Below are 13,098 nucleotides of genomic sequence, written 5' to 3' on the forward strand. Positions count from 1 at the left end.
GCATATCGGAGAACGCGCAACTTTCTTTGAATATCTTGTTTGGCTTTTAAGTTCATTTGGGATCCTTTGTTTGAAAAGATTTATATACCAAATCTGTCAACCAAAGTCCCAATTTTCATAAAATTTATTTTTGCTCATCTCTTTTATATGCCCAAAAAGCACTCTCTAGTAAAGGCTTAGGATAGTCCCATTGAATATAATTTTCCTCTAAAAATCCATCTGGAAAGTGGGCAATTATCCCCCCACAAATATCAGAGGCTTCTTCTTTTTCCTCTTCTGTAATTGCTCCATCAAAATAAAAAGAAATACAAGCTGTATGATCTTCTTCTCTCCATTTAGCCTTTACTGCCCTTAGCTTTGGCAACTCTAAATCCCGGCAAACTATTAAATTTGTTATATAGATGAGATGTTTTTGCCAATCGATCATTTTACTGTGGCCTTTGGATCTGTAGGATAAACATGGGCACTTCCATCTTTAGCATATGTTATGACTCCTTTAGATGTTGGAAAATATTGAGTAGGTTTTCCTTCTATTTGCAGAGCATACTCCCCAATAATTTTTCCAAAATCCACTCTTTCTTTATAACCTGCTTGGCCAAACTCTCCTATCAATCTTTGACCACTGCCTGCTTTTTCTTTTACTAAAGCTTCAAGATCTGGCTTTTCAATTAGAATAGTTCCTTTGCCAATTTCAAAATTATGTGCATCAGGAATATGCTTATTTTGCTTATCCCAATGAATTTTAATATTCTTAAAATAAGCCTCTCTTTCAGCAGCATGTGCTAAAGAAGAAGCAACAATTGCTTTTTTTTTCGTTTCTTTGCAATCAAGCAGCTAAAGCGTTTGCTAAACAAGGAAACAAACAGTTACTAGGCCATAATTCTAAGGTCTTATCTCAAACTACAGAAGTTGCTGCAACAGGACCTGATTTCATTGTTGGTTCCAATGGCGTAGCTATTCCCACAAGCCGTAAAGTCTTAGAAACTGGATTTCAAAGAGCTGGTTTTGAAACTTTTGCTACAGACTCACCAGGTATAGATATATTCTTTCAAATAAAATGAAAGTAAGAATAATGATTTCTTCTGGAAAAGCTCCTGTTCGTGCTTCGTTTACCAATGCCAATCAGGATCCTATAAATCCATTTACAGGAAAACCACCCCAGCCACCGAAAGGATTAGATCCTTCAGCTAGAAAAACTTTTGTTAGGCAATATTCTCATTTGGAGTTAAAACCATGATCGAAAAAATGTTAATACAAGTTCAGCAATATTTACCTCTAAAAATTTTAAATATTACTTGGGATGGGACAGTATTTCAAATATATAATGACAATTGGAATTTTACAACCTTAAGCTCCTGGCGGATTTCTACTAAAAATAAATTAATTTTGGGTTGCTTTGATGAAAGGGCAGAACAATCCATAGACTACCTAAAGGGAATGGAGATTGTAGGTATTGAAGCACAAACAAGTTACCTAAAAATAGATCCTGTTTTTATCTTATCAAATGAACAGAGGCTTGAGATTTTTTCAACAGATACGTATGAGCCCTGGACTTTTTGTGTTAACAATTTAGGATTTTATATCGCTACTCCAGGTGAGCCTCTTGCTTTTGAAAAAGATTAACTAATTCATAGCTTAAGATTGAATAGAAATGGCTTTGCCAAAGCGCGTCAAAATTTTAAGAAATGTGGCGCTTCTTCTTTAAAATTTATAAAAGAAGTTTGGGATTCTCTTGATGATGAAATCCCTTAAACAATTCTCCTAACTTTTGCAGGGCTAGTTTGAGAGTGGAGTTAACATCGTGATTAAAAATATGATTATGCTTATTCAACCTTATCTGCCTTTGAAAATTTTAGACGTCTCTTGGGATGGCACTCTTTTTCATATGTATGGTTCAACTTGGAGCGTTTCGACATTAAGTGCCTGGCGCATTTGTATATCAAATAAAATGGTTTTGGGTTGTTTTGATAAAAATTCCCTAGAATTGGTGAATTGTCTGAAAAATTTAGAAATAGTGACTCTCACTTTTCAAGATTCCTTAATGAAGATAGATCCGGTATTTATTTTATCTAATGGCCAAAGATTTGAGATTTTCTCGACAGATACATTTGAACCTTGGACTTTCTTTCATGATGATTTAGGAGCTTTTATACCTACTCCAACCGATCCAAAGGCTTTTAATATCTAATACTCAAAATAATCTTTAAAAGCCAAATTAGGCCTAACAATTTGGAGTATTTTTATGGGCAATGAGAAGGCAAATTTTTTCTGTAGAGTTTGCGGTTTAGATCAGCAAGAGTATCCTTGGGGAGAAGATAATAATTCTCCAACCTTTGGAATATGTGCTTGTTGTGGTACTGAATTTGGCTATCATGATTGTACATTAGAAGGTATAAGAGAGCATAGAAAACAATGGTTGCTCAATAATGGCAAATGGTCTGATGAAAGTCAAATGCCGTCTAATTGGTCCTTAGAGGAACAAATGAAGAATATCCCAAAAAAATATATATAAAATGGCCTGAATGGAGATTTTGGCAAGCATTTTTCAGGAATGGATCGATTCGCCGTGGCCCAAGAAGCGGGAGTATGGCCGTGATAATGGGCCTAAAGTAGGCCAAGATCAATCTTGAGAAAAATTAATAAGAGCATTCAACTGACAGCTTGGGTAGCTGTCAGCTGAGAGTCTGTGTTAAGCCAGAACTGATTTTTTTAGACAATTATGGCTTTAGGCCATCATAGAAAGTAATTTGCGTTTGGGGCCATTCGTCCGGATTGCTATATTTATTAAAAAGCTCGTCAATCGTCATTCGCTTGCGATAGACGTGGCTATCATTGATTTCATCAACCGTTCGGCCATCCGGATTGCGAATATACACCCACCAGTGTCCATATCCGCCTACACGAAGACCACGCCAATCTGAATTGTAAAGCGCTTCTCTAAGTTTAGTCTGTCCGACATCTAAGCGAACATCTGCAGGACCTCTATAAATATCTCGGCTAAGGATGGTATTAACAATACTGCAAAGAAGTTGGGCGTCTTGCATAGTTAACTCGCCTTCTTTTTCTCCTCTTAAAATAGCAAGAATTTCTGCCCCTCTTGGTAATTGAGCTTGTCTTTCTAAGGCAGAATACATGTCCTTAATATCTCGCTCTAATCGCTTTTCCGAGCATTCATTATTGAATTGGCCCGAGTAAACATCCTCGTACTCTTTAGTTATTTTTTCTAACTCTTGTTTTTTCCGTTCTATTTGATTCATTTTCGACTGAATTTTCTCATCAATTTGCTCTGCAGGTAATTTTTTCAACTTCGCAAAACGCATCGCTTCTATTTCTATGTTATTTATTTTAATTTCAAGCTTATAGATTTCTGATTTTAACCTATTAAATTCGCCATTTATTGCTTGCTCTTCCTCATTATTTGCTTTTTTGCTTTCATATTCGCTTAATTCCCTCTTTAATTTAGCACGTTCTTTTCTTAAAAGAGGCAAGGGATCGTCTATATCGTCTATATTGATTTTTGCTTTAGGCGTTAAGGAGCGTTTTTCATTTTCTAATAAGTCTAAATCCTTTTTCAGGTCTTCTAAGTCCTTTTTAACCAGGTCTTCTTTATTCTTAATTTGTTCTGCCGAGTCCCGTATCTCTTTTAATTTTAATGAAAATTCCTCTTTTTGCTTTTTTAAATCCTCTATTTTTTGGCGAACGGCTTCTTCGAATTGAGGAGGATTATCCAATTGCTTATATAATTCTTCATTGTCAGGATGAATAGAGGGAATAGAACAACCTGTATGAGCGCAAAGAACGGCCAAAGAATTATAGGTGCAATTTCGAGCAGAAGGATTAGGAAATCCTTTTCGGTTCAAAAAATAAGGAATATCGGAATCGCCCACATAAGTGATTAAAGATTTTTCAGCCTTAGGGGGAGTTTTTGGAAGCCCTTTCTGTACAGGTTCTTCTACAATCGTTTCTTGTACAATAGAATCCTCTTGCTTCACTGGTTCTTCTTGTACAGGCTTTTCTTCTATTTCCTTTTCTTCTTGTACAATCGCTCTTTCTTGAGTAACAGCAGCTTCTTGTCTAGCTGTTTCATTTTGATGATTTGATTCTCTTGTATTAGGGAGTTGCTGAGGCAGACTATTTAAAGGGGGCGATGTGGGGGAAGAAGGGAAAAAGGGAGAAACTAATTGCTCAACTCGCGATGTAGAAGGGGCATTTTGGTCAGTGGAATGAGAGACTGTTCGATTTATTCTTTCTGGAGGAGCCGCTTTTTCTGAAAAAAGGATTTTACAAGCTAAATTAACAATTGGGCTAATAGTTACATCATAAATTTTTTTACAACCTTGATAAACTATATCCCCTATGTTTCTCATTAAACTTAAAATTAGCATATTTTTAAACCATTTAATTTTAATAATTTTATTTTTATAATACAAAATTATTGTAAAGAATTAATAAATATTTCAATCAATTTCGATTGACGTAAATTTAACAGTTGGTAAGAAATAGCGCGAACCTGTCTCTAAACATTTTGGATCCCTTTCATCTTTTGAAGAATGCCTTTACTCGTTAAATCTTTATAAAATGTTCTTTCAAGCCATAGAGCCCAGCTGATAGCAAGAAGGGATAAGCGTATTATCAATAGTGAGTGAGTATGGTCACTAGCCGTTTTGCATGTCCCATTCTTAAGAATATTTTCCAATTTCTAAAATTTCCTCTAAAAAGAGACGAAAGCTTCCTAATCAAACTTGAATTTTTTTTATTTAAAAATTTTTAAACCTCTTATTTAAAATAACTTATATTTAATTATTAAAAAATATTGAGAATCTAACTCTCATTATTTAATTTCAGCTAATCTGCGGATGCTGTTTCGACTAAAGAATAAAAGAAAATTAAGTTTCAAAAAAATAATCTGGAATCTAGGTTATTATGGGTTTTAATACATCCTCTTAGAGTCTGTTAAAAAACTTCTAATGGTTTGAATTCGAGTTTTTTTTTCCTAGGAGAAAATATTCTCAAATGCAAGCGATTATAAGTTTTTTAATTTTAGGTAAGATTTGCAGGATAAGAGATGAGACTATTGGAAGAGAAAAATATCCACCGTTTATTTGAGATTAGCCTGATTATCAAGGGATTTTTTGCCTTGCTTGAGATAATTGGTGGTTTAGTCATTTTTTTCATCTCTCATCAATGGCTTATTTGTACCATTTATCAGCTGACTCAAACCGAATATGTTGGAAATGCAAGAAATTTCATGGCACATCATCTCTGGCATTGGGCGCAAAATTTTTCTATTAGTGCCAAGCACTTTGCAGCCTTTTATTTGCTAAGTCATGGAGTAGTAAAAATGTGGTTGATCATTGGACTGTGGAGAAAAAAGCGGGGCTATTATCCTATCGCTCTCTTCGTTTTTGGATGGTTCATTATCTATCAGCTTTACCGATTTACCTTTACACACTCCATTCTATTAATCTTTCTAACCATTTTAGATTTAGTCGTCATTGTACTTACTTGGCAAGAATACCGATATTTAAAAGTAACGGGAAAATAAAGCGTTTATTTGAAATATTTTCTGCCTATGCTTTTTCTTTAAGCAGCATGCGATCATTGAGATGCGCATGCTGCTTTGATTATCGCTTTCTATCGAGAGCGCAAATCGACAAAATCAGGAAGGGAGGGCAAAGAGGCCGGGAAGTTTGCCAATCCAGCTCGCAATGCGGCATCATATTGCAAGATTAGAGATTGTTTTCCAGCTTTAAAGATAGCCATGCGCTGGTCGTATTGCATTGCCTGTTTGCATAATTCGACTTGCTGGTCATATGTGACCAAGGCTTCTTGCTCCATGATGAACAGAATGTTTTCCGCTTCTGTAAGTCCCCCGGAAAATTCAGCAGAGTGAAGAATGTCGTTATAGGCCTTCTTTTGCTCAGCAATGGCATTGTCATACTCTTGAGAGGTCATCTGCTTGGCTTGATAAGCCTGCTCAATCACAGCCAGATTTTCGTCTAAAGACTTTTTCAATGCTCTTTTTTGCTGGACATAGTAATTCTGGTTATAAATGGATTGCGCATATGCTAGCTTGGCATCGCGGTCGACAGCGTAAGGAGCGACTAGAAGGGCGAGCTCGCGGTCTAGTTGGTCCATAATCTGCTTATATTGATTGCGCTGCTGAATGAAATCCAATTTGATTTGCTCTAAGTAATTTCTTTCCTCGATTAGAAACAGCTCAGCCAAAAGGGGGTTATTTAAATTATACAGGTCGGCAAGCAGAACGATCGCCGGCTTCGTCAGTAAGTGTGGATGGTGGGCCATTTCCTGGACAAATAGATAGCGTCTTTCATAAGGAGTCAGCGTAATGCCGGCGCGGTGGCGGCGATAGGCATGCTCGAATCCTCTTTGCAAGTCTTCATGCCTTTTGCTTTCCACATAGGTCGGGTCTTTAAGGTAATCACCGGCTAAATAGTAAATTCCCGTTGCGCTGCATAAGCTACCTGCGATGACTCCGATGGGCAGGATAGCGGGAAGAAGAGGCGCTAAGGGGATGGCGATCAAGAAGCTTCCTATCCCCAAGGCTGTCAAAAGTCCGCCGAAAAGCCTTCCATTCGAGCTTTGCTCGATCCAACTGGGCGGATTCATCCAAATTTTTCCATCCACCACATAGCTGTTTTCAACCGAAAAGAAATCAATATACTGGCTAAAGACAGGATGGCCGGGGAATTCTTCTGGCGGAGTCTTTTCCGATGGAGACTGAATGGCAATGCTTTGCTCAAGAGCGGTCAGTAAAGTCTGATTGGCTAATTGTCCGAGACGAATGGATGGATCGTCTATCTGCGAAGTAGAGGATTCAACACCAAATAATTGTTCGATTTGCTGAATGGTTTCTTTGACATCGAATTGAGCTGCCGTCAGCGTCAGGCTCGTTAAAGAAGGGAGATACCATTTAGAATGGAATTCTCTGACTTGGGAAGATGTTAGGCTGGCAATCTGATGCTTAAGCGTGCGTTGTTTACCTTCTTCTTCCATTTCTTCGGGAAGGGAAGAAAGCAGATGTTGGCGGGCAAGTTCGATGCCATCGTCTGTCAGCCGAGGGGAGAAAGCTAGCTGCTCGAGCAAGACAAGCATCTGCTGCAGGTGAAGCGGCTGGGAGGAGGAAGAGTAGAATTGGATGCCTTGCTCTCTTTCCCCAATTTGGATATGGGAATCGGCGTCAATATCCAACCCTAATTGATTCAGCAGCGTGCCAATTTCTTGTCGATCGAATTTCTCGGTTCCTTGAAAAAGGGCATGCAAGGTAAGGAGCGAAAGTGCTTGTTCGTCAGGTAAATCGGAAAATTGGAAGGCTAATTTGGCGAGCACATGCTCTTCCATTTGAGGAATAGGGATAAGTGCGTAGACCAGGCCATTGGGAAGCTGGGCGGAAAGGAATTGAAGCGCAGAGCTTGAAGGGGCAGGGAATTCGATTGCAGAATTGAGCGTGTTTGCAGAGGCGTGCATGAGCGGACAAAAAGCAGTCAGGGCCATTGAGAGGCAACTGACAAAACGTTGGGATAGGGAACAAGGTTTCATAGATATTCCTATAAATGGGTTAAGGGCGCTTAATAAAATTTAAGGCGGGATCTTAAATTTGTCTGATTAAGGGAAAATAAAGATTGGATTATACCTTAATGAAGTCAGAAATTGCCGCTAAAATTGGCCATTCTTTCAGTCAATCTCTTGCATAACTGATAGCGACAATAAAATTGTCTGGGGATATTTAAATTGAGTGACTTATCAATCTGAATGTTAAGCCTTCCCTTGCCCTTATTTAGGATAAGGGAAAGGCCTAAGCTAAATTCTAGAGGGGGATGGCTGAGCAAGATAGTCTGCACGCAGGGATACTATCACTTTTTTTAGGGCTCAGTTGAAAAAAAGAAGGAGCGGGAGGCGCCTCGAATGAATGGTAATAATTTTTGACAAGATTCCAAATATAATCGGCTCGCTTATTCCGTTTTGTTTTTTTATCCACTCCTTCACTGCCAGGAAAATGGTTCATATCAATTTCTGGGCCGAATGCCAAGTGGACAGGCGTGTGGTTGGCATAGCGTTTCTCGCCTATTTCTTTTTCTACATGTTTAGGAGGAGGCATAAGGTCATAGGTATGAAGAGCGAGGGGATAGAAGTGCGTAGGGTGCTCGGCCTGTTGGGTCATCAGCCAAAACATTTCTAGGCTTTGCGGATCGAAAGGGGCAACCTCTAGTTTGCCTTCGGCTGTCGGCCGGTCTCTTCCACCGCTTGGAGCGACATAGATGCATTGTCCCCCTTGGCTAAGCAGTTCGCTCATTTTCTTCATGGTCCGTTGATTGTGAAGCATTTTTTGCGCTTTCAATTCTGGCGGATGAGTCATATGCTTCTTTGAATAAATGCATAGGAGATTGCGGCCCATGCTCATGGGGATGGCCATGGGATCGGTGATGACGCGGTGTCCGGCAACGAAGATCATTTGTGAGGCAAAGGACGGGTCAATTTTTTCGAGCATTAAACTTAAGACCTGCGGATCAGGCTCTGTTTGATGATTAGCCAGTAAAATGACATTCTCTCCGCGGCTGATTTGCTCCCGCATTTTCTGAATGTGGTCCAGGCCCAAAAGCGTAGATGCCTTAAAGTTAATTAGAGGGCGGATTAAATCCAGACCGAATTGATAATAATCAATGGGATGGCGGATGGCTTGATGAAAAATTTCGAACGGATAGGGATGTTTAAATTGCTGAGCCACTAACTGCAATAACTGTTCAAAGATCTTATTTCCTTCCGCTCTTGAATAGCCGCCTTGATGAATAGCTTTCATATAGCTTTGATAAAATTCTTCAATGATCGGAATCAAGGGGGGAGGAAAAAGACCTTCGCTGAAATATTCAGAGAAGGGGAAATGTTCCTTGACCATATCTTAGACCTCGACTCGTTTATTATTAATGGTTGAGTAAAAATGGAATTCATTTAAATGAAGGCGGTCATCGGTCTCGAAATTCAAATGGGCATTAAGATCTTTTGCCAGTTTAATTAAATAGGACTTGTCAATGTTATTTAAATAGCGGTCTAGTTCTGGATGAACAAGGAGCTTGAGGGCAAATTGCTCATGGCAGGACACAATCTTTTTGAATGCCCGTTCGATTTCAATCGACACGCTCTCATGAGATTTGATTACTCCGCTGCCTGAGCAATAAGGGCAGCCTGTAAACAGCGTCTGCATAAGCGAGCCGCGATTGCGCTGGCGCGTCATTTCAACAAGACCGAATTCGCTCATGCCCAATATTGTGCATTTTGCCGAATCTTCCTTCATGCAGTCTTTCAAACGCTCCAGCACCCGCCGCTGATTTTTTCTTAAGCGCATATCAATAAAATCGCAAATGATCAATCCGCCAATATTGCGTAGGCGTAACTGGCGGGCAATTTCTTCGGCCGCTTCAAGATTGATGCGCACAAGGGATTCCTCGACATCAGCCTTACTAGTACTGCTTCGCCCTGAGTTAACGTCGATGGTATGCATGGCCTCTGTTCGATCAAAAAATAAATAACCTCCGCTTGGCAGCCAGATCTTGCGCCGCAAGGTCTTCTCTATTTCGCGCTCGACATTGAAGCGCTCGAACATAGGAACTTTATCTCGGTAATATTCAATGCGCAAAGGATGCTCGCTTGAATAGCGGCTGTATAGACGTTTACATGTTTGATAGGTGGCATAATCATCCACTAAAAGGCGGTCATAGCGTTTATCGATGGCAGTGATAACAGCCCGCTTGATCAAATCGGACTCGGCATACAAGAGCGTCGGCTCGCTTGCCTTCTGGAAATTTTCCATGATCGTTTGCCAATTATGCAAAAGGTCATGCGCTTCTGCAATTAACATCTCTTGCGTTGCGCTGGCACTGGCCGTCCGGCAGATAAGCCCCATGTCTTTCGGCATTTCAAAAGCGCGAATGAGCTTCTTCAAGCGCTCTCTTGCCACGCGATCTTCTATCTTACGCGAGACACCGCGATGAGAAGAGTTTGGTAATAGCACAAGGTAGCGTCCGGCTATCGAAATATTGGATGTTAAGCGCGCCCCCTTGGATCCAATGGGTTCTTTGACCACCTGAACCAGCACAGGTTGATCCGGCTTCATCAACTGCTCAATGTCCAGATTTTGCTGTTCTTTGTCATTAAGCGTCTTAATATCATAGTCTAAGTCAAAGTCCATATCGAAGAGTTGTTCGAACTTCTTCGTATTTTCAATGATGTCGGAGATGTGAATAAATCCATTTTCGCCTTCATTGATATCAATAAAGGCTGATTGAATGTTATGAAGGATATTTTTAACGCGCCCGCGATAAATATTGCCGGTCAGTTGCCTTTCTTTTTTGCGTTCAATAATTAAATCGCGCAATTCTCCATTTTTTAAAAGAGCATAGCGTGTTTCTTTAGATTCAATATTAAGTAAAATTTCGTGCATTTGCGTCACCTATAGCGTATGACGAAAGACACTCCTCTACCGAAAAGCGGCCAAGTATGGCTTCTTGTTGATTTGATTATCGCTCTTGGTCAACAACATAAGGTGAAGAAAAAGGGTTAATAAATTTAAATGACCGTTTCCTATGCTTTCCACTTGTTTGAAAGTTAATCCACGCTCATTTCCGTGCTCGAACGATAAAATGCTGTCGCTATTGAAGGGAATGGCAATAATGGGAAAAACCAGCTCCGCCCCTGTTAAATGAGAGTAAAATAACCCATTATGATGAGTCTCAATGGGCAATGCAGTCGCACTCTCAGATGACGATGTGACGGTTAAGGGGTTGACCAAACTTTTCATTCCATTCATTAAAACATGTTCATCTTAGTCGGACTAAAGAAGCTGAATAAATCACTTGCGCCCTTATGATGTTTAATTATTTCTGCGGTAAGAGGTAGAGTCCCAGTCTTTTAGTTTATCTCTTGAGTTGTTTTTATTCCATTTAATGATAAATGGGTTGCTTAGTACAGAAGTTTTAATTATCCATTTTTAACCTATTCCACTAACGGGATAGTCGCATAGGTTTTGAAGGATATAAGCATGCGTAGAGGTCCGGCAGGCCGGGCATCTGCGGATGGCTATATCTTAAAGGGACTTGTCAGGCTCTACTATATGACGCCGTCTCCAATTAAATCCTTCCGTATTTAAAAGTTTAAGCGATTGTAGCGTTCTTTTCTAGTAAAAAATAAGATTGTCGATTAAAGAATTAAATCACGGAAACATTGAGGCAACCGAGAGAATTTGTTGGCAAAAAAACAGCAAGTATCCTAAAATAAACTACTTTATAAAGTCATTTATCCTCAAAAAAGACCCCATTCATGGATGACGCTTTTAAGATATATGTTGATCAGCTGCGCGACGGGCAGGAAAAGAAAATAAAAGAAAGCTTGTCCCCGGACTTTTTAGATGTCCATGAAACCGATTTGGGTTTTAAAAAAAATGTTGAATTAGAGGGAGTGTCTTATTTAGCGGATCAAGAGCTAATTTTGCACTGGAATATTCAGGCAGAAGCCTTGATTCCTTGCTCTATTTGCAATGAAATGGTTCCCGTAGACATAAAAATCCGGGATTTTTATCACAGCGAACCTTTGGCAGACATCAAAGGAGCGGTTTTTAATTTTAAAGATCTGTTACGAGAAACCATTTTATTAGAAATTCCTGCTTTTGCAGAGTGCAATCAAGGAAATTGTCCTAAACGGCAAGAAGTAGCAAAATATTTAAAAGAGCCTACTCAAGATCAATCGGAAGACGAAGAGGGTTATCAACCTTTTGCCGATTTGGATTGGAAGCAATAAGTTAAAAATAGAATGAGAATATTGAGGAGACATTAACCATGGCTGTGCCACGTAACCGTATGTCAAATGCACGTAAAAATTCAAAGCGTGCTCATCATGCAAAAAAGCCTAAGAATTTATCCGTATGTAGCAATTGTGGAACACCACGTTTGTCGCATTATAGCTGCCAAGCTTGCGGAACTTATGCTGATCGTACTCCAGCAACTAAGGAAGCCCAATAAGCGCCTCATAGGAGTAAATCTGCTTGCGCATCGGAGTTGATTTAATGGGGAGCGAAAGCTCTCCAACTATTCTTTTTGAGTCCGTATGGCAAGCTGCCCAAAAGCTGCCAACTATCACGTTTGTTGTTTTGGCTACCAAAACGGTCATTGATGCCATTTGGTCCCAAGACCATCTTCCCTCTCAACTCTCGCGCTGCGGCGCGCGCATTGAATGTCATGCCGTCTCAGACATCATTGAGATGCACGACGAGCCTATAAAAGCGATTCGTGAGAAAAAAAATTCGTCTCTTGTTGTTGGCCTTCGCCTTTTGAAAAAACATCATCTAAACGCCTTTATCTCGGCTGGCAATACAGGTGCTTTGATTGCGGGAGCTGCCTTATCTTTGCCTTTGCTTCCCGGCATTAAGCGCCCGGCTCTTCTGGCAACTTTACCGACAGAGAAAGGGGATGTCGCTGTCTTAGATGTAGGAGGCAACGTCTCTTGCAAAGCCTCTCATTTAGTCCAATTCGCCCAAATGGGAGCGGCCTACCAGCGCTGCTATCAGGGAATTGAGCGGCCAAGAGTCGGACTGCTCAATATTGGAGTCGAATCAAAAAAGGGAACGTCCGAGGTTAGGCAGGCTTATCAGCTCCTGCAAGCTTTGGCGGAAAACCCTTCTCAACGCATGCAATTTATTGGAAATATTGAAGGGCGCGAAGTCTTCTTGGGTCAAGCCGATGTTTTAGTGACGGATGGTTTTACGGGAAATGTCCTGCTCAAGGCTTCGGAGGGCGTGTCGTTTTTTCTATTAGACCAGCTAAGGCATGTATTGAAAGATTTGCCTGCAGAAAAGCAAGCGTCCATTTTGCACGATCTCCGCCATCAATTTGATTATGAAGAATACAGTGGGGCAATTGTCTGCGGCGTCGATTGCGTGGCTGTCAAATGTCATGGAAAATCCTCTGTCAAGGGATTGTTCAATGGAATCATGGGGGCCATTTCCCTGGTTCAAAACGGATTCATTCGTCAAATCAAACATCAGCTTATCTTGTCCGGCCAGTGCGAATCCTAAAAGTCTTTTTGTTCTTA

At 40.1% G+C, this 13,098-nt stretch carries 15 protein-coding genes; 8 read left to right on the top strand and 7 right to left on the bottom strand.

Going from position 1 to position 13,098, the window contains the following annotated elements; genetic code table 11:
* Positions 1-124: 124 nt before the first annotated feature.
* Both BN3769_RS09610 and BN3769_RS15275 read right to left on the bottom strand, forming a co-directional pair.
* Positions 125-427: a MafI2 family immunity protein gene (locus BN3769_RS09610; protein ID WP_068469984.1), complete on the bottom strand. Its 303-nt coding sequence runs from the start codon at positions 425-427 to the stop codon at positions 125-127.
* Positions 424-834 carry a polymorphic toxin type 50 domain-containing protein gene (locus BN3769_RS15275; protein WP_079989511.1) on the bottom strand — a complete coding sequence of 137 codons (411 nt, stop codon included), beginning with the start codon at positions 832-834 and terminating at the stop codon, positions 424-426. Before BN3769_RS15275 ends, BN3769_RS09610 begins: the two co-directional genes overlap by 4 nt.
* Between BN3769_RS15275 and BN3769_RS09620 the strand changes: the two genes are divergently transcribed.
* From BN3769_RS09620 to BN3769_RS09635, 4 genes are all read left to right on the top strand, one after another.
* Positions 780-1,061: a hypothetical protein gene (locus BN3769_RS09620; protein ID WP_068469988.1), complete on the top strand. Its 282-nt coding sequence runs from the start codon at positions 780-782 to the stop codon at positions 1,059-1,061. The two genes, BN3769_RS15275 and BN3769_RS09620, sit on opposite strands and share 55 nt — an antisense overlap.
* Positions 1,062-1,233: 172 nt before the next feature.
* Entirely contained in the window at positions 1,234-1,623 is a 390-nt protein-coding gene (locus BN3769_RS09625) for a hypothetical protein (RefSeq protein ID WP_068469990.1), read from the top strand.
* 178 nt (positions 1,624-1,801) lie between these two features.
* Positions 1,802-2,188 carry a hypothetical protein gene (locus BN3769_RS09630; protein WP_154017880.1) on the top strand — a complete coding sequence of 129 codons (387 nt, stop codon included), beginning with the start codon at positions 1,802-1,804 and terminating at the stop codon, positions 2,186-2,188.
* A gap of 54 nt (positions 2,189-2,242) precedes the next feature.
* Entirely contained in the window at positions 2,243-2,512 is a 270-nt protein-coding gene (locus BN3769_RS09635; protein ID WP_068469993.1) for a hypothetical protein, read from the top strand.
* Positions 2,513-2,717: 205 nt separating this feature from the next.
* Here BN3769_RS09635 and BN3769_RS09640 read toward each other — a convergent pair whose 3' ends face one another.
* Positions 2,718-4,385, bottom strand: coding sequence for a coiled-coil domain-containing protein (locus tag BN3769_RS09640; RefSeq protein ID WP_068469995.1), 1,668 nt, complete (start codon positions 4,383-4,385; stop codon positions 2,718-2,720).
* A gap of 680 nt (positions 4,386-5,065) precedes the next feature.
* Between BN3769_RS09640 and BN3769_RS09645 the strand changes: the two genes are divergently transcribed.
* Positions 5,066-5,545: a DUF2127 domain-containing protein gene (locus BN3769_RS09645; RefSeq protein ID WP_068469997.1), complete on the top strand. Its 480-nt coding sequence runs from the start codon at positions 5,066-5,068 to the stop codon at positions 5,543-5,545.
* Positions 5,546-5,634: 89 nt separating this feature from the next.
* Here the strand turns inward: BN3769_RS09645 and BN3769_RS09650 are convergent, their stop codons facing one another.
* The 4 genes from BN3769_RS09650 to BN3769_RS09665 all read right to left on the bottom strand — a co-directional run bounded on the left by BN3769_RS09650 (position 5,635) and on the right by BN3769_RS09665 (position 10,822).
* Positions 5,635-7,560 (bottom strand): peptidase M16 family protein, encoded by a 1,926-nt coding sequence (locus BN3769_RS09650; protein WP_068469999.1) that lies wholly within the window; start codon positions 7,558-7,560, stop codon positions 5,635-5,637.
* Between the two features lie 268 nt (positions 7,561-7,828).
* Entirely contained in the window at positions 7,829-8,914 is a 1,086-nt protein-coding gene (locus BN3769_RS09655) for a 1-acyl-sn-glycerol-3-phosphate acyltransferase (protein WP_079989512.1), read from the bottom strand.
* A gap of 3 nt (positions 8,915-8,917) precedes the next feature.
* Entirely contained in the window at positions 8,918-10,456 is a 1,539-nt protein-coding gene (locus tag BN3769_RS09660; protein ID WP_068470001.1) for an Rne/Rng family ribonuclease, read from the bottom strand.
* Positions 10,457-10,492: 36 nt separating this feature from the next.
* Entirely contained in the window at positions 10,493-10,822 is a 330-nt protein-coding gene (locus BN3769_RS09665) for a hypothetical protein (RefSeq protein WP_068470003.1), read from the bottom strand.
* Positions 10,823-11,331: 509 nt separating this feature from the next.
* On the opposite strand from BN3769_RS09665, the gene BN3769_RS09670 reads away from it, so the two are divergent.
* From BN3769_RS09670 to plsX, 3 genes are read left to right on the top strand one after another with little or no spacing between them, the layout of a single operon-like run.
* Positions 11,332-11,808, top strand: a complete 477-nt coding sequence (locus BN3769_RS09670) for a YceD family protein (RefSeq protein WP_068470005.1) — start codon at positions 11,332-11,334, stop codon at positions 11,806-11,808.
* A gap of 38 nt (positions 11,809-11,846) precedes the next feature.
* Positions 11,847-12,029, top strand: a complete 183-nt coding sequence (gene rpmF, locus BN3769_RS14505; protein ID WP_079989513.1) for a 50S ribosomal protein L32 — start codon at positions 11,847-11,849, stop codon at positions 12,027-12,029.
* A gap of 23 nt (positions 12,030-12,052) precedes the next feature.
* Positions 12,053-13,081: a phosphate acyltransferase PlsX gene (gene plsX / locus BN3769_RS09675; protein WP_154017881.1), complete on the top strand. Its 1,029-nt coding sequence runs from the start codon at positions 12,053-12,055 to the stop codon at positions 13,079-13,081.
* The last annotated feature ends 17 nt before the right edge of the window (positions 13,082-13,098 follow it).

The organism is Candidatus Protochlamydia phocaeensis (assembly GCF_001545115.1).
GTDB lineage: Bacteria > Chlamydiota > Chlamydiia > Chlamydiales > Parachlamydiaceae > Protochlamydia_A > Protochlamydia_A phocaeensis.